Source organism: Pseudomonas sp. UBA6323, from assembly GCF_002439135.1.
In the GTDB taxonomy this organism is placed as follows: Bacteria; Pseudomonadota; Gammaproteobacteria; order Pseudomonadales; family Pseudomonadaceae; genus Aquipseudomonas.
In genome coordinates this window covers 59172-81160 of sequence record NZ_DJSX01000093.1, presented here as the reverse complement: position 1 = coordinate 81160, position 21989 = coordinate 59172, and the positions used below count along the sequence as shown (strand labels likewise).

The 21989-nt window shown below is 64.4% G+C and carries 24 protein-coding genes; 18 read left to right on the top strand and 6 right to left on the bottom strand.

Annotation, left to right across the window (positions count from 1 at the left end; translation table 11 throughout):
- Positions 1-4: 4 nt before the first annotated feature.
- The gene (locus tag B3P22_RS21955) at positions 5-1204 is read right to left on the bottom strand and encodes a Bcr/CflA family efflux MFS transporter (RefSeq protein WP_296272536.1); all 1200 of its coding nucleotides are present in this window, start codon (positions 1202-1204) and stop codon (positions 5-7) included.
- A gap of 93 nt (positions 1205-1297) precedes the next feature.
- On the opposite strand from B3P22_RS21955, the gene B3P22_RS21950 reads away from it, so the two are divergent.
- The 5 genes from B3P22_RS21950 to B3P22_RS21930 all read left to right on the top strand — a co-directional run bounded on the left by B3P22_RS21950 (position 1298) and on the right by B3P22_RS21930 (position 5185).
- Positions 1298-1867, top strand: coding sequence for a PaaI family thioesterase (locus B3P22_RS21950; RefSeq protein ID WP_296272535.1), 570 nt, complete (start codon positions 1298-1300; stop codon positions 1865-1867).
- Between the two features lie 29 nt (positions 1868-1896).
- Entirely contained in the window at positions 1897-2463 is a 567-nt protein-coding gene (locus B3P22_RS21945; RefSeq protein ID WP_296272534.1) for a TetR/AcrR family transcriptional regulator, read from the top strand.
- Positions 2464-2885: 422 nt separating this feature from the next.
- Positions 2886-3692 (top strand): outer membrane protein OmpK, encoded by an 807-nt coding sequence (locus tag B3P22_RS21940; RefSeq protein WP_296272533.1) that lies wholly within the window; start codon positions 2886-2888, stop codon positions 3690-3692.
- Between the two features lie 119 nt (positions 3693-3811).
- Positions 3812-4657: a DMT family transporter gene (locus B3P22_RS21935; RefSeq protein ID WP_296272532.1), complete on the top strand. Its 846-nt coding sequence runs from the start codon at positions 3812-3814 to the stop codon at positions 4655-4657.
- A gap of 54 nt (positions 4658-4711) precedes the next feature.
- The gene (locus tag B3P22_RS21930) at positions 4712-5185 is read left to right on the top strand and encodes an LEA type 2 family protein (RefSeq protein WP_296272531.1); all 474 of its coding nucleotides are present in this window, start codon (positions 4712-4714) and stop codon (positions 5183-5185) included.
- Between the two features lie 26 nt (positions 5186-5211).
- Here the strand turns inward: B3P22_RS21930 and B3P22_RS21925 are convergent, their stop codons facing one another.
- The gene (locus B3P22_RS21925; protein WP_296272530.1) at positions 5212-6006 is read right to left on the bottom strand and encodes a gamma-glutamyl-gamma-aminobutyrate hydrolase family protein; all 795 of its coding nucleotides are present in this window, start codon (positions 6004-6006) and stop codon (positions 5212-5214) included.
- Positions 6007-6458: 452 nt separating this feature from the next.
- Here B3P22_RS21925 and B3P22_RS21920 point away from each other — a divergent pair, with 452 nt between their 5' ends.
- Positions 6459-6800, top strand: coding sequence for a zinc ribbon domain-containing protein YjdM (locus B3P22_RS21920; protein ID WP_296272529.1), 342 nt, complete (start codon positions 6459-6461; stop codon positions 6798-6800).
- 74 nt (positions 6801-6874) lie between these two features.
- The gene (locus tag B3P22_RS21915) at positions 6875-7597 is read left to right on the top strand and encodes a substrate-binding periplasmic protein (RefSeq protein ID WP_296272528.1); all 723 of its coding nucleotides are present in this window, start codon (positions 6875-6877) and stop codon (positions 7595-7597) included.
- Between the two features lie 4 nt (positions 7598-7601).
- Here B3P22_RS21915 and B3P22_RS21910 read toward each other — a convergent pair whose 3' ends face one another.
- The 4 genes from B3P22_RS21910 to B3P22_RS21895 form a co-directional block, all read right to left on the bottom strand.
- Positions 7602-8375, bottom strand: coding sequence for a hypothetical protein (locus tag B3P22_RS21910; protein WP_296272527.1), 774 nt, complete (start codon positions 8373-8375; stop codon positions 7602-7604).
- 142 nt (positions 8376-8517) lie between these two features.
- On the bottom strand, positions 8518-9849 hold the full coding sequence (locus tag B3P22_RS21905) for a spinster family MFS transporter (protein ID WP_296272526.1): 1332 nt from the start codon (positions 9847-9849) through the stop codon (positions 8518-8520).
- Positions 9850-10010: 161 nt separating this feature from the next.
- Entirely contained in the window at positions 10011-11033 is a 1023-nt protein-coding gene (hemH, locus tag B3P22_RS21900) for a ferrochelatase (protein WP_296272525.1), read from the bottom strand.
- A gap of 12 nt (positions 11034-11045) precedes the next feature.
- Entirely contained in the window at positions 11046-11948 is a 903-nt protein-coding gene (locus B3P22_RS21895; RefSeq protein WP_296272524.1) for a TIGR01777 family oxidoreductase, read from the bottom strand.
- 204 nt (positions 11949-12152) lie between these two features.
- On the opposite strand from B3P22_RS21895, the gene B3P22_RS21890 reads away from it, so the two are divergent.
- The 11 genes from B3P22_RS21890 (at position 12153) to B3P22_RS21840 (ending at position 21876) form a co-directional block, all read left to right on the top strand.
- Positions 12153-13139: an NAD(P)/FAD-dependent oxidoreductase gene (locus tag B3P22_RS21890; RefSeq protein WP_296272523.1), complete on the top strand. Its 987-nt coding sequence runs from the start codon at positions 12153-12155 to the stop codon at positions 13137-13139.
- The gene (locus B3P22_RS21885) at positions 13136-13378 is read left to right on the top strand and encodes a TIGR02450 family Trp-rich protein (RefSeq protein WP_296272522.1); all 243 of its coding nucleotides are present in this window, start codon (positions 13136-13138) and stop codon (positions 13376-13378) included. The genes B3P22_RS21890 and B3P22_RS21885 overlap by 4 nt, the downstream gene beginning before the upstream one ends.
- Positions 13379-13544: 166 nt before the next feature.
- A complete protein-coding gene (locus B3P22_RS21880) occupies positions 13545-14495 on the top strand; it encodes a DUF523 and DUF1722 domain-containing protein (RefSeq protein WP_296272521.1) in 951 nt (316 codons plus the stop codon).
- A 4-nt stretch (positions 14496-14499) separates the two neighbouring features.
- Complete coding sequence (locus B3P22_RS21875) at positions 14500-15456, top strand: MerR family transcriptional regulator (protein ID WP_296272520.1); 957 nt, start codon at positions 14500-14502, stop codon at positions 15454-15456.
- Positions 15444-16880 (top strand): deoxyribodipyrimidine photo-lyase, encoded by a 1437-nt coding sequence (gene phrB, locus B3P22_RS21870; protein WP_296272519.1) that lies wholly within the window; start codon positions 15444-15446, stop codon positions 16878-16880. The genes B3P22_RS21875 and phrB overlap by 13 nt, the downstream gene beginning before the upstream one ends.
- The gene (locus B3P22_RS21865; protein WP_296272518.1) at positions 16877-17299 is read left to right on the top strand and encodes a nuclear transport factor 2 family protein; all 423 of its coding nucleotides are present in this window, start codon (positions 16877-16879) and stop codon (positions 17297-17299) included. Before phrB ends, B3P22_RS21865 begins: the two co-directional genes overlap by 4 nt.
- Entirely contained in the window at positions 17296-18051 is a 756-nt protein-coding gene (locus tag B3P22_RS21860; RefSeq protein WP_296272517.1) for an SDR family NAD(P)-dependent oxidoreductase, read from the top strand. Before B3P22_RS21865 ends, B3P22_RS21860 begins: the two co-directional genes overlap by 4 nt.
- Positions 18048-19295 carry an NAD(P)/FAD-dependent oxidoreductase gene (locus B3P22_RS21855; protein WP_296272516.1) on the top strand — a complete coding sequence of 416 codons (1248 nt, stop codon included), beginning with the start codon at positions 18048-18050 and terminating at the stop codon, positions 19293-19295. Before B3P22_RS21860 ends, B3P22_RS21855 begins: the two co-directional genes overlap by 4 nt.
- Positions 19295-20095 carry a DUF1365 domain-containing protein gene (locus tag B3P22_RS21850; protein ID WP_296272515.1) on the top strand — a complete coding sequence of 267 codons (801 nt, stop codon included), beginning with the start codon at positions 19295-19297 and terminating at the stop codon, positions 20093-20095. Before B3P22_RS21855 ends, B3P22_RS21850 begins: the two co-directional genes overlap by 1 nt.
- Positions 20082-21356 carry an SAM-dependent methyltransferase gene (locus B3P22_RS21845; protein ID WP_296272514.1) on the top strand — a complete coding sequence of 425 codons (1275 nt, stop codon included), beginning with the start codon at positions 20082-20084 and terminating at the stop codon, positions 21354-21356. Before B3P22_RS21850 ends, B3P22_RS21845 begins: the two co-directional genes overlap by 14 nt.
- Complete coding sequence (locus B3P22_RS21840) at positions 21349-21876, top strand: DUF2878 domain-containing protein (RefSeq protein WP_275547124.1); 528 nt, start codon at positions 21349-21351, stop codon at positions 21874-21876. The genes B3P22_RS21845 and B3P22_RS21840 overlap by 8 nt, the downstream gene beginning before the upstream one ends.
- The last annotated feature ends 113 nt before the right edge of the window (positions 21877-21989 follow it).

Genomic DNA, 21989 nt, shown 5'->3' with positions numbered 1-21989 from the left:
CGAATCAGGGAAGTTTGCCGACCACCGCAGCCGTAACGGCCGGGCGGACACGCAGAAGGTGGAAGAACAGAAACGCCAGCACGGCGAACAGCGCGTTCAAGGCAACCATAGGCCAGGCCGAGCCATCCTGCAGGGCGCCGAGCAGCAATCCCGCCAGGGTGGCGCCAGCCATCTGCGAGAAGCCCATCAGCCCTGCTGCCAAGCCGGCGCGCTGCGGATTGGGAAGCACCGCGCCGGCCACGGCGGCGGGCAGCAGCATGCCGCCGCCCAGCGTCACCAGCACCTGCGGCAGCGACAGCCCCAATAGCGACAGGCCGAACAGCAGGTAGACTGCCAGGGTCAGCAGCGACCCGAGCAGCACCAGCGCCACGCCGATCCCGACGACCCGCTGCGGTCCCAGTCGCTGTACGTTGCGCAGGGTGAACAGCGCACCGCCGAGCAGGCCGGAAACCATCAGGGCAAAGGTCAACCCGTACTGCGCGGCGCTCAGCCCCAGCAAACCGATGTATATCGACGACGAGCCGGCCACCACGACGAACATCGCGCCGTAGGTACAGGCGATGGTCAGCGCCAACGATCGGCAACTGGGCAGTACCTGCAGATAGTTGGCCAGCAGCCCCTTGAAACGACCAGCCTGCGGGTCACGCTGCAGATGCGTCTCGCGGTAGCCGCCAAGCACGGACAGCAGCGCCAGGCTGCCAAGCACCAGGGTGGCCAGCAGTGGCGCACGCCAGCCTCCATACTGGGTCAGCAAACCGCCGACCACCGGCGACAGCACGATCGCCGCGAACATACCCAGCACCGTCAGTGCCAGGGCCGGCCCCGCCTGCTCCTGCCACACATCGCGGACGATGGCGCGCGCCAGTACCAGCGCAGCGCAGGCGCCCAGACCCTGCAGTACGCGCATGCCGATCAGCACCTCGATATTCGGCGCTAGCAACATGCCCAGGGTCGCCAACAGATAGAGACTCAGCCCGAGCAGCAATACCGGGCGCCGCCCCAATCGATCGGACAGCGGCCCGAGCAGCAGTTGTCCCAGGCCAAAGGCACAGACGAATAACGAAAGCGCCAGCAGGCTGCTGCCGGGCTCGGCACTCAGCCCTCGCTCCAGCTCGCCCAACGCTGGAATCAGCAGCTGCGTGGAGGTTTCCCCGAGCGCAGTGAGCAGCATCAGGATGATCAACAACGTTTGAGATGGACGCATGACAGGCTCCGAGCCGGATGACTGGCGGCTATTTATATTTCAACCATAATATGAAACATTGAATGTCGTCCATCATCTTTACTAGGAGCCCGTATGACCGCCTTATCACGTGAGGCCCGCCTCGCCAGCTGGGTCGCGGAGGAACAGACCATTCGCAGCCAGCTCGCCGCCCCCGGCACGCTCAGCCTAGCCGAAGTGGCGGCCATGACGCCGATGGATTTCTTCGGCGGTATCGGCCGCGGCGACCTGCCGTCACCACCGATCAACGCCGTGCTCGACTTCACTCCGATGCATTGGGCCAGCGGCCTGTTCGTCTTTCAGGGCACGCCGGGTCAGCGTCACTACAACCCACTGGGCAGCGTGCATGGCGGCTACATCGCCACCCTGCTCGACTCCTGCATGGGCTGCGCCGTGCATACCCTGCTCAAGCCGGGCCAGGGCTATACGACCACAGACCTGCGGGTGAGCTACATCCGTGCGCTGCGCAGCGAGGCCGGCCCGGTGCGCGCCGAAGGCCGCATCATCCACCTCGGTCGCTCCACGGCCCTGGCTGAGGGTCGCCTGTATGACGTCGATGAACGCCTTTATGCCGTTGCCTCCACCACCTGCCTGATTCTCGACATGAACGCCCCGCGCCAGAACAGCGACGCAGGTGTAAGATGACGACCGGCATCTGAAACACGGGAAAGCCCATGCGCTATTCGGAAGATCACAAGGCCAAGACCCACCAACGCATCATCGAGGAGGCGGCCCTGCGCTTTCGCCGCGACGGCGTCGGCGCGACCGGCCTGCAACCGCTGATGAAAGCGCTGGGCCTGACCCACGGCGGCTTTTACGCCCACTTCAAGTCAAAGGATGATCTGGTGGAGACCGCGCTTCGTCACGCCGCGCAGGAGCTTTCCAACAACGCCGAATCACTGGGCAAGGAGGCGGAGGCGCCGCTCACGCGCTTTATCGCCAGCTACCTGTCCAGCGCGCATCGCGCTAACCCAGGCGCCGGTTGCCCGCTGCCTACCATGTCTGCCGAGCTGGGCCAGCGCGGCGCAGCCAGCGAGACCACCGACGCCCTGGTACGCGAACGTCTGATGCGGATCGAAGGCGACCTCGACAGCGATAAAGCCGACGAGCAAAGCGTACTGCTGCTCTCAGCCATGGTCGGCGCCCTGATGCTGTCACGCAGCGTCAAGGATCCTGAGCTGTCCGACCGCCTGTTGAAAACGACCCGGCGCCTACTGATCGAACAGGCGCAGGGCCGCTAACAGCAAGGCGGCGCCCTCCCTACGCGTTCCCCTCCAAGGGGTGCGCTGCGGGCAGCGATCTTGCGCTCGGGCGCTCATACGTCCGTCACATCCCAAGCACCTCATATGCGCAGCGCCTGACATCACTCAGACGGCGGCGCACCAAGTTATGGCCGTTTTTGTCTTGTCGGTCAGAAAACGGTGCAACAAGCATATGAAAGCTGCCCCGAGACGCATGCGTATCCAATTGATTTGCAACGGCTATGAGCAAACACGAGAATTGGCGCCCTTTTTGCTCAGAGCAGTACCAGCCTGACCGGGCGGACAGGTTTAAAACGCCGGGCGCGTTTTCTCACGTCGCCTCGCGACAGCCCAAAGGTTGTCTGCCGGGACGGCAAGCCACAAAAAATCATAACGACACGTCTTAACCACCAGGAGCTTCCATGAATCGCACACTCTCTTCGCTGGTGCTCGCCAGCGGTCTGCTGGCGGGCGGCCAGGCCGTCGCCGATGATCTGCTGCACTGGCAGAACAACAGCCTGACCTACCTCTACGGGCAGGACTTCAAGATCGATCCGGAGATCCAGCAGACCATCACCTTCGAGCATGCCAGCGGCTGGAGTTTCGGTGACCTGTTCTTCTTTACCGACCTGATCAAATTCAACACCGACGCACAGAACGGTAACGGCGACGGCCATACCTACTACGGCGAATTCAGCCCGCGTCTGTCGTTCGGCAAGATCACCGGCGCCGACCTTTCCTTCGGCCCGATCAAGGACGTGCTGCTGGCCTTCACCTACGAGTTCGGCGAGAAGGACGTCGATGCCTACCTGCTCGGCCCGGCATTCGACCTGGATATCCCTGGTTTCGACTACTTCCAGCTCAACACCTACCTGCGCAAACCGGACGGCAGCCGCCCGGGCAAGAACGTCTGGCAGATCACCCCGGTGTGGAGCTACACCATTCCGGTCGGCGACTCGGACATCCTCATCGATGGCTTCATGGACTGGGTGGTGGACAACGACAGCAACCGCCGCGGCGACTACCAGGCCAACCTGCACTTCAACCCACAGATCAAGTACGACCTGGGCAAGGCGATGAAGTGGGGCGAGAAACAGCTGTACGTAGGCATCGAATACGACTACTGGAAGAACAAGTACGGCATCAAGGATGGCGGTTTCGTCAGCGACAACTTCGTCGGCCCGACCAACCAGAACACCGCCAGCCTGTTGGTCAAAGCGCATTTCTGATCGACGCCCGCGCCTAAGTGGCCAAGGTCGCAGGGATTTGCGACCTTCCGCCAATGCCAAGCGTCCGCCGGACGTGTTTAGCTGCGAGGCATCACCAGACCTTCACCCAAGGATGGACGATGCCTCCGCGTATCCTGCTGCTCACCTCCCTTGCCATGCTGGCATTCGCCGGCAACTCGCTGCTATGCCGCCTGGCACTGCGTGAAACCGAAATCGACGCCGCCAGCTTCACCGCCATTCGCCTGCTCTGCGGTGCAGTGACCCTGTGGTTATTGCTGAAATTGCGGCAACGCGGCCAACCCATGGCCGGCAGTTGGCCTGGCGCACTGGCGCTGTTTATCTATGCGGCCGCCTTTTCCTTCGCCTACCTGCAACTGGACACCGGTGCCGGCGCCCTGCTGCTGTTCGGCGCGGTGCAGTTGAGCATGCTGCTCTGGGGCTGGCTGCGCGGCGAACGCCTGGGCCTGGCCGCCAGCCTCGGTACGGCGCTGGCCACGGCGGGCCTGTTGGCGCTGCTGCTACCAGGCGCCAGCGCGCCACCGTTGCTGGCCGCATTGCTGATGCTGCTGGCCGGTGTCGCCTGGGGCGCGTACTCCCTGCTTGGACGCGGCCAGGGCGATCCACTGGCGGTCACCGCCGGCAATTTCATACGCGCAACGCCGCTGGCATTACTGCTGGCGGCGCTACTGTTAGGACAGCTCGACTGGGATGGGCCTGGCCTGGTCTACGCACTGCTGTCCGGCGCGTTGACCTCGGGTATCGGCTACGCCATCTGGTACAGCGCACTGCCCGGTCTGCGTGCCAGCCAGGCGGCCACGGTGCAGTTGAGCGTACCGATCCTCGCCGCCATCGGCGGCAGCCTGCTGCTGGGCGAAGCGCTGAGCCTGCGTCTGATGCTCAGCGCCGTTGCAGTGCTCGGAGGCATCGCGCTGGTACTGGGCAGCCGGCAACGTGTCGGGAGCTAATTACACGCACAGCGGTCTTTTATCCTGAACCCACAAAGTCCAGGGAAGATCGCCATGCCCCGTCTGCTCCGTCTTTGCCTTGTCACCCTGTTCGCCGCTGGCCTCAGCGCCTGCGCCAGCCTGGGCAACCGTGATCCGTTGCGGGTCGATCTGGTCGGCTTGGAGCCTTTGCCCGGCCAGGGCCTGGAGGTGCGCTTCGCGGTCAAGCTGCGGGTGCAGAACCCCAATGACAGCTCGGTGAACTTCAATGGCATGGCGCTGGATCTGGACGTGAACGGCCAGCCGCTGGCCAGTGGCGTCAGCGACCAGAGCGGCAGCGTGCCGCGCTTCGGCGAAACGTTGGTGAGCGTGCCGGTGAGCATTTCGGCGTTTTCGGTAATGCGCCAGGCCTGGGGCGTCGCAGGCTATCAACCGGGCCAGGAAGTGCCCTACGTATTGCGCGGCAAACTGGCCGATGGCCTGTTCGGCACGCGCCGCTTCAGCGACAGTGGCACTCTTAACTGGCCGCAGCCGCCAAGCCCCTACTGATTCAAAGGCCGGCGGCGGCGCCTGGTTCAGGCAGCCTGACGGCTGCTACGCGAGGCCACACGACGGTGACAGGCGTCACCGAAAGCCTGGAAGATCTTCACCGAATCCGGGTTCAGTGCAGCCTGCCATTCCGGGTGCCACTGCACCGCGACGAGGAACGGCGACAGGCTTGGCGCGTGAACCGCCTCGATCAGGCCATCCTCGGCGGTGGCCAGCACTTCCAACCCCTTGCCCAGGTTGCGAATGGCCTGGCCATGCAGGGAGTTGACCTGAATCTTGTCCTTGCCCAGCAATTCGGCGAACCAGCTGCCCGCTACCGGGCGCACGCTGTGGCTGGGTGCGTACTGCACCTCGACCGGGTCATCGGGATTTTCACGATGATCGTTGAAGCCGGGCTCGGCATAGACCTTCTGGTAGATGTCCCCGCCCAGCGCCACGTTGATTTCCTGCATGCCACGGCAGATGCCGAAGATCGGCAGGCCGCGGGCGATGGCGGCACGAATCAGCGGCAGGTCGAACAGATCGCGGTCACGATCCTGACCCTTGTTCGGCGTTTCGTTCTCCTGCCCATAAAGCGCCGGGTCGATGTTACTGCCGGCACCGGTGAGGTACACGCCGTCGGCCATATCCAAGTACCGCTCGAGATCCTCGATGCCACAGCAGGTCGGCACCAGTACCGGTACGCAGCCGGAGAACTCGACCAGAGGCTGGATGTATTTGTGGGTCATTACCTGATAGTCGTGGCCCTTGCGCTCTTGAGCGCCCATGGACATCAACACGACGGGTTTGCGAGCGGTGCTGCGAATCTTGTTGTCGGACATACGTCACCTTGGAACAGGCCGGGCCTGTCGTTGCTGTGCAGACCGGTGTCCGGCAGAGGCTCTGCCTACACGGTTGGCCTGTTTGGCTAACCCCGTGCACCCATGCTCTTCCTGAGCCAGCGTGTCGCCTTCCGACGGCGGCTCGAACCGGGTCAGCTCCATCCAGAGAGGGGCTGCAGCGATGCTGCCCGTTACCCGGTTCGGCAACGGAATCTGCCGCCAGTCTGCCCGAGCCGTAAAATATGTCAAACGAATACGCTTAAAATCTTTTGACGAATCATATTCGTTAACCGCTCTTGAAGGCGCAAAACGGGCATCCCCAGTAAAACCGGCCTCAACAAAAGCCCAATATTTAAAACACTCGACTGCCAGACGCGCCTCGCCCTAGAGCAGCGCTCGTCGACAAAACCCTATATAATCTGCGGTTTTCTCATGACCCCCGAGGATACCCCTTGACCGCTCTGCCGCCCTGCCCCAAATGCAACTCCGAATACACCTACGAAGACGGCGATCAGTTGGTCTGCCCCGAGTGCGCCCATGAATGGAAAGCCGGCGAGAATGCCGAGGCCAGCGACGACGCGCGCGTGATCAAGGACTCGGTCGGCAACCTGCTGCAGGACGGCGACACCATCACCGTGATCAAGGACCTGAAGGTCAAAGGCTCCCCGCTGGTGGTCAAGGTCGGCACCAAAGTGAAGAACATCCGCCTGGTCGACGGCGATCACGATATCGACTGCAAGATCGATGGCATCGGCGCGATGAAGCTCAAGTCCGAGTTCGTGCGCAAGGTCTGATATTCATCGTTTCAGCCGCCTCGTTCGCAGAAACTGACTAGCCTGAATACAGGTCGGTCACAAGGTATCCCGCCATGCGCTATCTGCTGTTCGCTCTGCTGGCTCTGACCCATTCGCTGGCAGCGCAGCCCTGGCGGGTCGTGGGCGACGAGCAGTTCGCGCCCTACAGTTTCGTCACTGCCGAAGACGATACGCCACGCGGGCTCGATGTCGAACTGATCGACGCCGTGCTACACGAAGCACAAGTACCCTACGAAATTCGTCTGTATCCCTGGGAGCGAGTCAAGCGCATGCTCGATCGTGGCGAAGTGCAGATGGCCTTCCAGTTCGCCGGCACCGCGCAACGTCAGCAGCAATACGAACTGGTCGGCCCGCTGCGCAGTGGCTCCACCGTATTCATGACCACCGCCAAGACCGCGATCACGGACTGGAAGACGCTGGACGATCTTTCGCCCTACGTGATCGGCCAGGTCCGCGGCTATGCCTATGAAGAGAAATTCGATCGCGCCGATCTGGCCCGCGACAGCAGTGCACAGAACCCACGGCAACTGGTATCGATGCTGCTGGCCGGGCGCATCGACATCATCGTCGGTGACCACACCCAGCTGCTTTATTTCATTCGTGAACAGCGCGCCCAGAAGCAGGTGCGCGTGCTCCCTCGCCCGCTGATCCGGATGCCGCGCTTCGTCGCCTTCGCCAAAGGCGATACCGAGCGCGCCCGGCAATTTTCCGAAGCCCTGGTGCGTCTGCGCAAAGCCGGAACGCTGGAGGAGATCCAGCAGCGCTGGCATCCGTGACGCGCTACTGCACCGGCAGGAAGTTCAGCAGGAACAGGCTCTGCGCATAGTTGGCCCCCATGCGCCGGTAGCGCTCCTCCAGCACGTGCGTGAGCAAGTCAAGACGCGCCACCATCTTGCCGAACTCCACCGCGTAGCTGAGGTTGGCACCCTGTTCGGAGAACTCGTTGGACAGCAGCAACGGCCGGCCTGCAGCGTCTCGCCGCTGCGACAGCATCCAGCCGGCCTTCTCCAGGTTGCGCGCGGCGTTGTGGATGAATTGCGCATCGAAGCTATCGGTCAGATAGAACTCTGTGCGGCCACCGTGCGCGGTGACCAACATGCTGCCGATGGCATAGGTGAAGGCCGCCACGCGGTCCCCCTGAAACCCGGGGCTCAAGGAATAATCCAGCGCGGCGACATCGCGCCGGCCGCCCAGAGTCGGCCAGTCCTGATTGTGCTCGATGGCGTACTGGATGGCGCGCTCGGCCGCCGCGGCGTCGGGCAGGGAGTTCTTGCGCCATTCGCGCGGGTTGCGCTGGTACAGCTTGTTCATCAGCCGATAAAGGCTGTTGAGGTTGTTGCGCATGGCCAGGGTCGCCATGCGGTCGACGTCGGTCTGCAGCACTTCGGCGGGCTTGAGCGGGCTGCGCGTGTTTACGATGGAGTCGTTGTCCAGGCGGCCCGTGCAGCCGCCCAGCAACAGGAGCGCAGCGAGCCCCGGCAGCACTAACCGTCGCCACACTATCGAGTCGTTGAATGCCCTGCCCTGCACGGCAGACACTGGCCTCGCTCCCATCCGGAGGTTCCCTGGCTGGCGCGCGCCGGAGTGACGCGCGCAACACTCAGAACCTCAGTAAAGCGCAAAAATTCCATGCTGCCCGTGCGCTGGCGCATAAACCGTGCCGGACAACGCCCGGCAAGGCAGAAAAGGCGCCTGTTCAGGCCGGGCTGGCAGCCCATTGCTCCAGTCGCGTCACGCTCTCACGATAGGGCTTGAGACTCTTGGCCAGCAGGATGACCGACGTCAGCACCGCCAGGGTGGTGACGATCAGCAGCGAATAGCGCAGCGCCGCATCGTCGGCAAAGACGAAGTCGGTGACCAGCGCCACCGCGGTCGGACCTACCCCCAGGCCGAACAGAGTAATGACGAACAGGTAGATGGCCGACGCCTGTCCCCTCATCGAGTTAGGCATGATTTCCTGAATCGCCGCAGGCGCCACACCAAACGGCATGCTCAGGCAGAACACCGTCGGCGCCAGCAGCACACTGGCCCAGAGCGCGGAGTCCATCAGCGGGAACAGCGCTACCAGCGGCAGCGCACCGAGTGCGGCGTACAGACCGACGCGCATGTTGGCGTCAGTGCGCCCACGCTTGGCCATCAGGTCCGCCAGGCGTCCGCCGAAGACGATGCCGAGGCAGCCGAACACCGCGACGATGCAACCATAGACGATGCCAACCTGGCCGGCGTCCCAGCCATAGGTACGGATATAGAAGGTCGGCACCCAGGCCGCGCTGCCGTAGCCGGCGAAGGCCAGACCGGCGAAGCCGAAGTTGTGCAGCAGCACGGTACGCCGGTTGGCGCGAATGTAGCGCCCCACTTCGCTGAGCGGCACCGCCACGCCCGCGCCGGCGCCACGCCGGGCCGGCTCCTTGACTGCCAGCATCAGCAAGGTGAACAGCACGCCGGCGACACCGAGAATCAGGAAGATCAGCTGCCAGGGACGCACCTCGCCCAGCACCGGCAGGGTCACGTCGCCCTGCGCCGAGGCGAATTGGATGACCAGACCGCCCACCAGAAAGGCCAGGCCCGAGCCCAGATAGACCCCCATCGAGTAAACGCTGATTGCCGTAGCCCGGCGCTCGGCGGGAAAGCTGTCAGCAATCAGCGAATAGGCTGCAGGCGAAAGCGCCGCCTCCCCCACACCGACACCGATGCGGCAGAGCAGGAACTGCCAGTACATCTTGGCCATGCCACAGGCAGCTGTGGCAGCGCTCCAAAACAGGATGCCCACGGCGATCAACCCTCGCCGGCTGCGCGTATCGGCCACGCGCCCGAGAGGAATCCCGCATATCGTGTAAAACAGGGCAAACGAGAGGCCCATCAGCAGGCTCATCTGCGTGTCATTGATCGCAAGATCGCGGCGGATGGGCTCGACCAGCAGGTTCAGAATCTGCCGATCGACGAAGGACAGCACGTAAGCCACCATCAGGATGGCGACAGTGACCCAGGCTCGGGCACTGGAGGGGTAGCCGTTATTGTTGTTATGCACGGACGCTCTCCTCGGCACCGCAGAATGCGATGCGGCGGTTGAAAGTGGCGTCAGCTTAGGACGATATAAACAGCCGTGAGTATCGCTCGAAGGTGTTATCAGGTCGGCGAATGCTTCATACCTGCCGAGGCGAATGGCTCGCCTCGGCGATCAGGTCCGACTCAGATGGACAAGGGCGCTCGCTCGCACAGCGCGTTCAGCGCCGCTACCCAGTCCGGGTGATCGTTCAGGCAGGGCACCAGTTGCAGGCTCTCGCCACCGGCCTCGACGAATTGCTCGCGGCCGCGATCACCGATTTCCTCCAGGGTCTCGATGCAGTCGGCGACGAAGGCCGGACACATTACCAGCAGCTTCTTCACTCCTTGCGCGGCCAACTCATCGAGACGCGCCTCGGTGTAGGGCTCGATCCACTTGGCACGCCCCAGGCGCGACTGGAAACTTACCGACCATTGCTCCGGGCCCAGGCCCATGCGCTCGGCGAACAGCTCGGCGCTGCGCAGGCACTGCGCGCGGTAACAGTTAGCGAGCACCTCGGGCGAAGCGCTGCGGCAGCAGTCGTCGCCTTTAAGGCAATGGCCACTGGGATCGAGCTTGTGCAGGTGACGCTCCGGCAGGCCGTGGAAGCTCAGCAACAGGTGGTCGAAATCCTGCTCCAGATAGGGTTTGGCACTGGCCACCAGGGCATCGAGGTATTCCGGCTGGTCGTAGAACGGCGGCAGTATGGATAGGCGCAGGTCCAGCCCGCACTCACGCACCACCCGCTTGACCTCTTCGATTACCGTGGTCGTGGTGCTGTCGGCGAACTGTGGATACAACGGCGCCAGCGTCACCTGGCGAACGCCTTGAGCGGCCAGGCGTTGCAGCGTCGACTCGATGGACGGTTCGCCGTAGCGCATGGCCAGTTCCACCGGGCCATGACTCCACTGAGCTTTCATCGCCTCCTGCAGGCGGCGACTGAGCACCACCAGCGGCGAGCCTTCATCCCACCAGATCGATGCATAGGCATGCGCCGACGCCGCAGGGCGCTTGATCAGGATCAGCGACACCAGCAGGCGACGCAGCGGCCAGGGCAGATCGATCACGTAGGGATCCATCAGGAACTGATTAAGGTAACGGCGGACATCGGCTACTTCGGTGGACGCGGGCGAACCCAGGTTAACCAGCAACAATGCGTGATCGGTCATGCGAAATCCTAGTCAGTGATGGCTCAGCAAATCCACCAGAGCCACATCCAGATGGGTGAAACGAAAACTGAAGCCCGCCTCCAGCAGGCGCGTCGGCACGGCACGCTGACCGCCGAGCAGCAACTCGGACATCTCGCCCAGCGCAGTACGCAGCACGAAGGCCGGTACCGGCAGTAGGGTCGGGCGACTCAGTGCCTGCCCCAGCGCCTTGGTGAACTCGACGTTGCGCGCCGGTATCGGCGCGCAGGCATTATAAGGACCGCGAGCATCGTCTTGCTGCAAGAGAAAATCGATCAGGCCGATTTGATCGGCGATATGAATCCACGGCATCCACTGCCGGCCATCGCCGAGGCGGCCACCCAAGCCGAACCTGAATGGCGGCAGCAGGCGTTTGAGCACGCCGCCATCGGGGCTCAGCACCAGGCCGGTACGGATCAGCACCACGCGAACCCCCAGCTCCTCGGCACGCAGAGCGGTCTCCTCCCAGGCGCCGCACAACTGCGCGGCGAAATCATCGGTCACCTGCAGCGTGCTTTCGCTCAGCTCACGTTCACCGCCGTTGCCGTACCAACCCACTGCCGAGCCAGACAACAAGACGGCCGGGCGCTGCGTACGGCCCTGCAACCAGGCCAGCAATTGCTCGGTCAAACCAATACGGCTGGACCACAGCAGCGCCTTACGCTTGCTGCTCCAGGGTTTGTCGGCAATCGGCGCGCCGGCCAGGTTGATCACGGCGTCCAGGGGCTCGTCAGCCAGCTCCTCGAGCTGGGCGATACCGCGTACGTCGGAGCCGCACAGACGTGCGACCTTGCTGGGTTCACGACTCCAGACGGTGAGGCGGTGGCCCCGCTCGGCCCAGTGCGCACAGAGCGCCCGACCGATGAGACCGGTACCGCCGGTCAGCAGGATGTGCATGGCATCGTCCTCGCTTGGCAATGGAAGTAACTTCACCTTTAGTCTGGTTCATGACGCGCACACGTGCCTTTATCGAATGCCGCGTTTGTCCTAAACCTAAAGCAAGGGAGCGCCACTTTCGGTGACATCTATACATGAAAACATCCTTGTATAGCTTTTGTCCAAACCTTAGCCTGTAGAGCATTCAGCGCTGACGAGGTAACCATGAACGCACCCATCGCCATCATTGGCACCGGCATCGCAGGGCTCTCCGCCGCCCAGGCCCTGCATGCCGCCGGGCAGGACATCGAACTGTTCGACAAGAGTCGCGGCAGCGGCGGGCGCATGGCCAGCAAACGCAGCGACGCCGGCAGCCTGGATCTGGGCGCACAGTACTTCACCGCCCGCGACCGGCGCTTCGTCGAAGTGGTGCAGCAATGGCAAACGCGGGGCTGGGCCGCCGAGTGGCAGCCAAGTCTGTACAACGCTCAGGATGGTCAGCTCAGCGCCTCGCCGGATGAGCAGGTGCGTTGGGTCGGCAGCCCACGCATGAGCGCCATCACCCGCGCCATGCTCGGTGCCCTGCCGGTCAGGTTCAACTGCCGCATCACCGAAGTTTTCCGCGGCGACCGCTACTGGAGCTTGCTGGACGCCGACGGCAACAGCCACGGCCCCTTCAGTCACGTCATCGTTGCCACGCCCGCGCCGCAGGCCAGTGCCCTGCTGGCGGCCGCACCGAAACTGGCCGGCGCCGCAGCGAGCGTGGTCATGGAGCCGACCTGGGCAGTGGCGCTGGGCTTCGACAGCGCGCTGGACACCCGCGTGGAGGGCTGCTTCGTGCAGGACAGCGCGATCGACTGGCTCGCCCGCAACCGCAGCAAACCCGGCCGAGACAACCACTTCGACACCTGGATACTGCACGCCAGTAGCGCCTGGAGCCGACAGCATCTGGACCTGGCCAGGGAGGCGGTGATCGAACAACTGCATGGCGCTTTCGCCGAACTGATCGGCTGCACGGTGCCGCCACCGAGTTTCACCCTCGCTCACCGCTGGCTCTACGCCCGGCCGGCGCAGGCGCACCAGTGGGGCGCGCTGGCCGATGCCGACCTGAGGCTGTATGCCTGTGGCGACTGGTGCTTGTCCGGTCGCGTCGAGGGTGCCTGGCTCAGTGGCCAGGATGCGGCGCGGCGCCTGCTCGAGCACCTGCAGTGAGTTTGCCCAACCACAGGCCTGGCAGGCGTCATCTCAACCCGCGCAAGCTGCTGCTGTCGAAGTGGACGGCAGCGCAACCACAGAATCGCGAGCGCCACTTCCTGGTCACCGAACTGATCCGCGACGAGGCCGACAATATCCTTGGTGTCGAACTCCAGGCGGTACTCACCCGACGCAGCCAGCAACTCGATTGGCGTCAACTGCAGGATTGCGAGCGCTGGCTACAAGGCTGGCGCTGATCCTCCTCCCCGCTCTCAACGGCGCCGCTTCTGCGGTTGCCGTGTGCCTGCCCGACAAAGCAATACAAAAGCTGTACAAATGATTTGACTTGTACAACCGCACACTTATGATGGACGCAAGTTGTACATGATCAACTTCATGTACAAGGTTCTTCGAGGTCGGGTTATGCAAGCGAGCAAAGCCAAACTGGGTATCAGCGCCTGCCTGCTGGGTGCCGAGGTACGCTACAACGGCGGCCACAAGCTGTCGCGCCTGTGCAGCCGCAGCCTGGCCGAACACTTCGACTTCGTTCCGGTCTGCCCGGAAGTCGGGATCGGCATGCCGATCCCACGCGAGCCGATTCGCCTGGTCGGTGATCCGCAGGCGCCGCGCGCTGTCGGCACCGTCGACCGCTCGCGCGACGTGACCGATGCGCTGGCCGCCTATGGCGAACGCATGGCGAGCGAACTGCAGGGCATCAACGGCTATATCTTCATGCAGCAATCGCCCTCCTGCGGCCTGGAGCGAGTCAAGGTCTATCAGGACGGCGGTCGCCCGAGCGAGCCAGGCCGCGGCATCTTCGCCGCCACCTTCTGCGCGCTGCACCCGGACCTGCCGGTGGAGGAAGACGGTCGCCTCAACGATCCGGTGCTGCGCGAGAACTTCATCACCCGCGTTTACGCCCACGCCGAATGGCAGCGCCTGCTGCAACAGGGGCTGACCCGTCGCGCGCTGATCGGTTTTCACTCGCGCTACAAGTACCTGCTGATGGCCACCGACCCGCTGCGCTACAAGTCGCTGGGGCGCCTGCTCGGCGAACTGAGCCAACACGACCTCGGCGAACTGGCGCCGCACTACTTCAGCGAGCTGATGAGCGCGCTGAAGAAATGTGCCACCCGCGGCACCCACAGCAACGTGCTGCAGCATCTGAGCGGTTATCTCAAGCGCACCCTGAGCCCTGACGAGAAGCAGGAGATGCAGCAACTGATCGGCCAGTACCGCGAGGGCATCGTGCCGCTGGTGGTGCCGTTGACGCTGCTCAAGCACCACTTCCGCCGCCACCCGGATCGCTACATCGCCGAGCAGGCCTACCTGCAGCCACACCCTGAGCCTCTTGCCCTGCGCAACGCGCTGTGACGCCATGACCCGCGAAACCGCTGCCGACGAAGACAGCAGCCATGATTACCGCCAGGCGCTCGACCAGGGCTACCTGCCGATCCGCGAGGTGGCGCGCAGCACCGGCATCAACCCGGTGACCCTGCGCGCCTGGGAGCGCCGCTACGGCCTGATCGTGCCGTACCGTACGCCCAAGGGCCATCGCCTCTATTCGCCGGCCAACCTCGAACGCATCAACGCCATTCTCGCCTGGCTGGCCCGCGGTGTTGCCGTCGGCCAGGTCAAGGCGCTGCTCGACCACGGCCAGGTGCCCCAGGCCACCGGCAGCGACAACTGGACACGCCAGCGCAACGAGATGCTCGGCTGCATCGTCCAGCTCAATGAACGTCGCCTGGACGATCGCTTCAACTCGGCACTGGCGCTCTACCCGGCCAGCACCCTGGTCGAACAGCTGTTCTGGCCACTGCTCGGCGACCTGCACCAGCGCTGGCAGGGCCAGTTCGGTGCTCGCGCCGAGCAGGTGTTCTTCCTGTCCTGGCTGCGCAGCAAACTGGCCACCCGCATCTACCACTGCAATCGCCAGGTCGGCGGCGCGCCGCTGCTACTGGTCAACCTGGGCAAGGCGCCGATGGAGCCGGGCCTGTGGCTGTGCGCCTGGCTGGCCAGTGCCAGCGATTGCCCGGTGGAAGTCTTCGATTGGCCGCTGCCGCCCAATGAATTGCTGACGGCGCTGGAACACATCGCACCGCGTGCCGTGTTGCTCTATGCCGAGGACGCACTGGACGGCACCCTGGTGCGCCGCCAGTTGCCACGCCTGGCCGAACAATGCCCGGTGCCGCTGCTGATCGCCGGCCCGGCTGCCTACATTCACCGCGACGCCCTCACTGGCCTGGATTCGGCCAACGACCCGCTCGCCGCGCATGCCTGGCTGCAGCGTCACCGCCTGCTAAGCGCTCAAGAGGTAACCCCATGCAACAACTGATGTGGTTTCGCAGTGACCTGCGCATTCAGGACAACACCGCCCTGAGCCAGGCCATGAGTAGCGGCTCGACCATCGCCCTGTATCTCGTCACACCGGGCCAATGGCAGCGCCACGACGATGCACCGTGCAAGGTGGACTTCTGGCTGCGCAACCTGCGTGAGCTGAGCCAGGCTCTGGCCGCACTCAACGTGCCGCTGCTGGTGCGCCAGTGCCATGACTGGAGCGAAGTGCCGGTCCTGGTCGCCGATGTCTGCCAGGAGCACAACATCTGCGCCGTGCACGCCAACGAGGAATACGGCATCAACGAAAGCCAGCGTGATCGGCAGGTCAGCGCCTACCTCAACCAGCAGGCGATCACCTGGCACAGCCATCTCGACCAGCTTCTGTTCAAGCCGGGCAGCGTGCTGACACGGTCCGGTGGTTACTTTCAGGTCTACAGCCAGTTCCGCAAGGTCTGCTACGAGCGCCTGCACACAGCCATGCCGGCGCCGGTCGCGCTGCCAAAGGCGCAGACGCCGCTGTACGTGAAGCGCGACGCCATTCCCGACAGCGTCAAGGGCTTCGCCACGCCCAGCGACGGCTTGCGCCTGCTGTGGCCCGCCGGAGAGCAAGCGGCGCAGCAACGTCTGGAGCACTTTGCCGACGAACAGGTGGCCTTCTACCAGGACGAACGCGACTTCCCCGCCAAACCGGGCACCAGCCAGCTTTCGGCCTACCTGGCCGCCGGCATCCTCTCGCCCCGGCAATGCCTGCATGCCGCCCTGTCCGCCAACCGTGGCGAATTCGACAGCGGCAACCAGGGCGTCGTTACCTGGATCAATGAGCTGCTTTGGCGCGAGTTCTACAAGCACATACTGGTCGGTTACCCGCGGGTATCGCGGCATCGGGCCTTTCGCCTGGAAACCGAGGCGCTGCCCTGGCGCAACGCGCCGCAGGAGCTGGCCGCCTGGCAGGAGGGCCGCACCGGCCTGCCGATCATCGACGCGGCCATGCGCCAGTTGCTGGAGACCGGCTGGATGCACAACCGCCTGCGCATGGTCGTCGCCATGTTCCTGACCAAGAACCTGCTGATCGACTGGCGCGAGGGCGAGCGCTTCTTCATGCGTCACCTGATCGATGGCGACCTGGCTGCGAACAACGGCGGCTGGCAGTGGAGCGCCTCCACCGGCACCGATGCCGCGCCCTACTTCCGCATCTTCAACCCGATCAGCCAGTCGCAGAAATTCGACCCCGATGGCCAGTTCATTCGCCAGTGGGTGCCGGAGCTGGCCGCGCTGAACAAGCGCGACATCCATGATCCGTCCGCGCTCGGCGGCCTGTTCGCGCCATCCGGTTATCCGCGGCCGATCGTCGACCTGTCGCGCTCGCGCGAGCGCGCCCTGGCCGCGTTCAAGAACCTTCCGGGCCGCGAGGTCATGGCATGAGCACTTTCCTACGCGACTTCGCCGAGCGCTTCGCCGCGCTGAACAAGGACAACCTCGACCGCCTGGGCGAGCTGTATAGCGACGACGTGCTGTTTCGCGACCCGCTGCATGAAGTGCGCGGCCTGAGCGAGATGCGCCGCTACTTCGCCGAGCTGTACGCCAACGTCGAGGCGCTGCGCTTCGACTTTCACGGTTTTGACCAGGTTGCTGACGGCGAAGGCTACCTGCGCTGGACCATGTACTACCGCCACCCGCGCCTGCGCGGCGGTGCCGAAATCGCCGTGGAAGGTTGCTCGCACCTGCTCTGGCGCGAGCGCGTCTACCGGCACCGCGACTACTTCGATGCCGGCGCGCTGCTTTACGAGCACCTGCCCGTGCTTGGCCGCGTGATCGCCTGGCTGAAACGGAGGCTGGCATGAAACGCATCTGGCTGACCGGCGCCAGCAGCGGCATCGGCGCTGCCCTGGCCGAGGAACTGCTGCGCGCCGGCCATCGACTGGCGCTCAGCGCCCGCAGCACGGGCCCGCTGCATACCCTGGCCGCACGTTATGGCGAGCAGGTACTGGTGGCCCCCGGTGATCTGACCGACCCCGAGCAGGTGCGCGCCATCGGTGAGCGCATCGCCCAACAGTGGGGCGCGCTGGACTGCGCGATCCTCAACGCCGGCACCTGCGAGTATGTCGACGTACGCCAGTTCCAGGCGGCGATGATCGAACGCGTGGTCAACGCCAACCTGTTTTCCGCCAGCTACTGCCTAGAAGCCGCCCTGCCTCTGCTGCGCCAGGGTGAGCGCCCGCATCTGGTCGGGGTCGGCAGTTCGGTAACCTTCCTGGCGCTGCCACGAGCCGAAGCCTACGGCGCCTCCAAGGCGGCCATGCGTTATTTGCTGCAGACGCTGCGCATCGACCTGGCGGCAGAAGGCATCGACGTCACCCTGGTTAGCCCCGGGTTCGTTGATACCCCCCTGACGCAGAAGAACGACTTCCCCATGCCCATGCGCTGGCCGGCGGAGCGCGCCGCCCGGTATATCGCCGCGCGCCTGGACAAGCGTCCGCACGAAATCGCCTTTCCCACTCCCTTCATCGCCGTCCTGAAACTGCTCGGCAGCCTGCCCAGCAGCCTGCAACTGGCCATAGGTCGCCGTCTGGCGCGTAACGAGGACAACGCATGAAAATCGCCATCGTCGGCAGCGGCATCGCCGGCCTGACCTGTGCCTATTTGCTCAACCGCCGGCACGACATCCAGGTGTTCGAGGCCAGCGACTGGATCGGCGGCCATACCCACACCGTCGACGTGCAGGTGGAGGGGCGAAACTACGCCATCGACACCGGTTTCATCGTCTTCAACGACTGGACCTACCCCAACTTCATTCGCCTGCTGGAGCAGGTCGGGGTGCGCTACAAGCCCACCGAAATGAGCTTCTCGGTAAGCGACCCGGCCACCGGCGTGGAGTACAACGGCCACGACCTCAACACCCTGTTCGCCCAGCGCAGCAACCTGTTGTCGCCGGCCTTCTGGGGCATGCTGCGCGACATCCTGCGCTTCAACCGCCAGTCGCTCGACGACCTGGCCAGCAACCGCATCGGCGCCGATGTCACGCTCGGCCAGTATCTCGAGCGCAACTGCTACGGCCGCCGCTTCATCGAGCATTACATCGTGCCGATGGGCTCGGCGATCTGGTCGATGTCGCTGGCCGACATGCTCGGTTTCCCGCTGCAGTTCTTCGTGCGTTTCTGCAAGAACCACGGCCTGCTCTCGGTCAGCGACCGGCCTACCTGGCAGGTGATCGAAGGCGGCTCGCGCAGCTACGTGGCGCCGCTGACCGAAAGCTTCGCCGAACGTATTCGCCTCAACTGCCCGGTCAGCCGCGTCGTCCGTGATCAGGACGGCGTCACCCTACACAGCGCCGCCGGCAGCGAGCGCTTCGACAAGGTGATCTTCGCCTGCCACAGCGATCAGGCCCTGGCCCTGCTCGATCAGGCCAGCGCGCAGGAGCAGGACATTCTCGGCGCCCTGCCCTACGCCAACAACGACGTGGTGCTGCACACCGACACGCGCCTGCTACCCAAGCGCAAGCTGGCCTGGGCCTGCTGGAACTACCGGCTGGGCGGGCCGACCGATCAGCCTGCAGCCGTCACCTACAACATGAACATCCTGCAGGGCGTCGAGGCAGACAAGACCTTCTGCGTCAGCCTCAACCAGACGGCTGCCATCGACCCGACCAAGATCCTCGCGCGCTTCCAGTACGCCCATCCGCAGTACAGCCTGGCCGGCACCGCTGCCCAGGCGCGCTGGGAGGAATTGCTCGGCGCCCAGCACACTTATTACTGCGGCGCCTACTGGGCCAACGGCTTCCATGAAGACGGCGTGGTCAGCGCGCTGCGCGTGGCCCGCGCCTTCGGAGAAACGCTGTGATGCACAGCGCCCTGTACGGCGGCTGGGTGCAGCATCGCCGCTTCGCCCCGCGCGCCCATGCCTTTCGCTATCGCATGGGCCTGCTGTACCTCGACCTGAGCGAGCAGGCGCAGCTGTTCTCCCTGTCGAAGCTGGCCGGCTCCGGCCGCTTCGCGCCGTTCGCCTTCCGCGAGACCGACTATTTGCCCAAGGCCACGCGCCAGGGCGTGGCGCTGCACCAGGCGGTGCGCGATCTCGTCGAGGAGGCACTGGGCACGCGCCCGCAGGGTCGCATCTGTGTGCTGACACAGCCGCGCAGCTGGGGCCTGGCCTTCAATCCGGTGAGCATTTTTTACTGCCATGACACAGATGAACGCCTGGTGGCGATTCTCTGCGAAGTCAGCAACACGCCGTGGCGCGAGCGCTATCACTACGTGCTGCCGGCAGAGGGCGATGGGCGCCACCAGGTCAGCGTGGATAAGGCCTTCCACGTGTCGCCCTTCCTGCCGCGCGAGCTGGAATACCGCATGAGTTTCAGCGCGGTGGGCGAACGTCTTGGCGTGCACATGGCCGACTGGCAAGGCGAAACCAAGGTCTTCGATGCCAGCCTCAGCCTGCAGCGCCAGGCGCTCGACCGCGCCAGCCTGCATCGCTATCTGCTCAGCTTCCCGTGGATGGCCGGCAAGACCCTGGCCGCCATCTATTGGCAGGCCCTGCGCCTGCTGCTCAAGCGTATCCCGATTTTCGACCACACCCCCGCGCAAGGCCACTTGCGCGTTGCCCGCCCGCACGTGAAGGACATGCACCATGAAGAGCTCTAGCCTGACCTCTACCCGAAGCCTGGTACGCAGTGGCAACGGTATCGGTGCCAGCCTCTTGCGACGCGCCGTACTGCGCCAGCTGGAAAACCTGCGCCACGGTCTGCTGCTGATCCAGGAGGGCAGCGATACCCTGCATTTCGGCACGCCGCAGAGCGAGCTGCGCGCCGAGATCCGGGTGCACGACCCGGCCATCTGGGGCCTGGTGGCCGGCAACGGCTCCATCGGCGCGGGCGAGGCCTATATCCACGGTTACTGGAGCACGCCGGACCTGACTGCAGTGATCCGCATCTTCGTCGCCAACCTCGATGTGCTGGACGCCATGGAGGGCGGCCTGGCAAGCCTCGGGCGGCCGCTGATCCAGGGCCTGCACTGGCTCAATCGCAACACTCGGCAAGGTTCGCGGCGCAATATCGCCGCACACTATGATCTGGGCAACGATCTGTTCGAGCAATTTCTCGACTCGACCATGATGTACTCGGCGGCGATGTTCAGGACCGAGGACGACAGCCTGGAGCAGGCGCAGCTCAACAAGCTCGAGCGCATCTGCCAGAAACTCGCCCTGCAGCCCTCCGATCATCTGCTGGAAATCGGCACCGGCTGGGGCAGCATGGCGCTCTATGCCGCGAGCCATTACGGCTGCCGGGTGACCACCACCACGCTGTCGCGCGAGCAACATGCCTACACCGAGCGACGCATCCGCGAGCTGGGCCTGGAGGACCGCGTGACCCTGTTGCTGGAGGACTACCGCGACCTCAAGGGCCAATACGACAAGCTGGTTTCCATCGAGATGATCGAGGCAGTCGGTCACCGCTACCTGCCCACCTATTTCGAGCAGTGCGCGCGCCTGCTCAAGCCCGAAGGGCTGATGCTGCTGCAGGCCATCACCATTCGCGACCAGCGCTACGAGCAGGCCTGCCGCTCGGTGGATTTCATCCAGCGCTACATCTTCCCTGGCGGCGCCCTGCCCTCGGTGCAGAAGATGCTAGACGTGGTCACCCGGCATACCGACCTCAACCTGCATCACATGGAAGACTTCGGCCTGCATTACGCGCGCACCCTGCGCCTGTGGCATGACAACCTGCGCCAGGCCCGCCAGCGTCTGGAGCAGTTGGGCTACGACGATTACTTCTATCGCCTGTGGGAGTTCTACCTCTGCTATTGCGAAGGCGGCTTCCTCGAACGCACCATTGGCACCGCGCAACTGCTGCTGGCCAAACCGGCCGCTCGCCCTGCGCCACTGTTAGGAAACTTCGATGCCTAAGCTGATCGCCAACGCCCTCCTGTTCCAGCTCGGCTGGCTCGTCTGCGTGTTCGCCGGCGATGGCCCCTGGCTGCTGGTAGTGGCGGCGATCATCGGCGTGCACCTGCTGTGGGTCAGCAGCTGGGCAGCGGAAGGCAAGCTGCTGCTCAGCGTGTTTCTCGCCGGCAGTGCGCTGGACAGTTTTCTGCTCAACCTCGGGGTGTTCGACTTCGGCGAACCGCGCCAGTTGATCCCCCTGTGGCTGGCGCTACTCTGGCTGCTGCTGGCCAGCACGCTCAACCACTGCCTGGCCTGGACGGCGCAGCCCTGGTGGCGCGGCAGCCTGCTGGGCGCACTTGCCGCACCGCTGTCTTATTACGGCGGCGCCAAGATCGCAGGTGTGACCTTGCCGCTCGGCACCTGGCAAACCCTGGCCATTCTGGCGCTGATCTGGGCCGTTGTGATGCCGGTACTACACGGCTTCGCCAGGCTGTATCGCGCGCAATACGAGCAGCGCCTGCGCAGCCGACGCTCGGCTTAGGGTGGCGTCGCGCCTGTCAGCCCAAGTCCCTGATCGCCACGGCGTGGCGTACACTGCCGCGCCATGAGCGAGACCATCCCACACACCCAACTGCCGACCGTCCCAGAGATCAG

What these genes read in the sequence shown, in the direction of transcription:
- B3P22_RS21860 (WP_296272517.1), top strand. Translation starts at nt 17,296, where the DNA reads ATGAAACGCATCTGGCTGACCGGCGCCAGCAGCGGCATCGGCGCTGCC.
- B3P22_RS21930 (WP_296272531.1), top strand. Translation starts at nt 4,712, where the DNA reads ATGCCCCGTCTGCTCCGTCTTTGCCTTGTCACCCTGTTCGCCGCTGGC.
- B3P22_RS21950 (WP_296272535.1), top strand. Translation starts at nt 1,298, where the DNA reads ATGACCGCCTTATCACGTGAGGCCCGCCTCGCCAGCTGGGTCGCGGAG.
- B3P22_RS21910 (WP_296272527.1), bottom strand. Translation starts at nt 8,375, where the DNA reads ATGGGAGCGAGGCCAGTGTCTGCCGTGCAGGGCAGGGCATTCAACGAC.
- B3P22_RS21875 (WP_296272520.1), top strand. Translation starts at nt 14,500, where the DNA reads ATGACCCGCGAAACCGCTGCCGACGAAGACAGCAGCCATGATTACCGC.
- B3P22_RS21865 (WP_296272518.1), top strand. Translation starts at nt 16,877, where the DNA reads ATGAGCACTTTCCTACGCGACTTCGCCGAGCGCTTCGCCGCGCTGAAC.
- B3P22_RS21890 (WP_296272523.1), top strand. Translation starts at nt 12,153, where the DNA reads ATGAACGCACCCATCGCCATCATTGGCACCGGCATCGCAGGGCTCTCC.
- B3P22_RS21845 (WP_296272514.1), top strand. Translation starts at nt 20,082, where the DNA reads ATGAAGAGCTCTAGCCTGACCTCTACCCGAAGCCTGGTACGCAGTGGC.
- B3P22_RS21855 (WP_296272516.1), top strand. Translation starts at nt 18,048, where the DNA reads ATGAAAATCGCCATCGTCGGCAGCGGCATCGCCGGCCTGACCTGTGCC.
- B3P22_RS21850 (WP_296272515.1), top strand. Translation starts at nt 19,295, where the DNA reads ATGCACAGCGCCCTGTACGGCGGCTGGGTGCAGCATCGCCGCTTCGCC.
- B3P22_RS21940 (WP_296272533.1), top strand. Translation starts at nt 2,886, where the DNA reads ATGAATCGCACACTCTCTTCGCTGGTGCTCGCCAGCGGTCTGCTGGCG.
- phrB (WP_296272519.1), top strand. Translation starts at nt 15,444, where the DNA reads ATGCAACAACTGATGTGGTTTCGCAGTGACCTGCGCATTCAGGACAAC.
- B3P22_RS21895 (WP_296272524.1), bottom strand. Translation starts at nt 11,948, where the DNA reads ATGCACATCCTGCTGACCGGCGGTACCGGTCTCATCGGTCGGGCGCTC.
- B3P22_RS21925 (WP_296272530.1), bottom strand. Translation starts at nt 6,006, where the DNA reads ATGTCCGACAACAAGATTCGCAGCACCGCTCGCAAACCCGTCGTGTTG.
- B3P22_RS21945 (WP_296272534.1), top strand. Translation starts at nt 1,897, where the DNA reads ATGCGCTATTCGGAAGATCACAAGGCCAAGACCCACCAACGCATCATC.
- B3P22_RS21915 (WP_296272528.1), top strand. Translation starts at nt 6,875, where the DNA reads ATGCGCTATCTGCTGTTCGCTCTGCTGGCTCTGACCCATTCGCTGGCA.
- B3P22_RS21840 (WP_275547124.1), top strand. Translation starts at nt 21,349, where the DNA reads ATGCCTAAGCTGATCGCCAACGCCCTCCTGTTCCAGCTCGGCTGGCTC.
- B3P22_RS21935 (WP_296272532.1), top strand. Translation starts at nt 3,812, where the DNA reads ATGCCTCCGCGTATCCTGCTGCTCACCTCCCTTGCCATGCTGGCATTC.
- B3P22_RS21880 (WP_296272521.1), top strand. Translation starts at nt 13,545, where the DNA reads ATGCAAGCGAGCAAAGCCAAACTGGGTATCAGCGCCTGCCTGCTGGGT.
- hemH (WP_296272525.1), bottom strand. Translation starts at nt 11,033, where the DNA reads ATGACCGATCACGCATTGTTGCTGGTTAACCTGGGTTCGCCCGCGTCC.
- B3P22_RS21955 (WP_296272536.1), bottom strand. Translation starts at nt 1,204, where the DNA reads ATGCGTCCATCTCAAACGTTGTTGATCATCCTGATGCTGCTCACTGCG.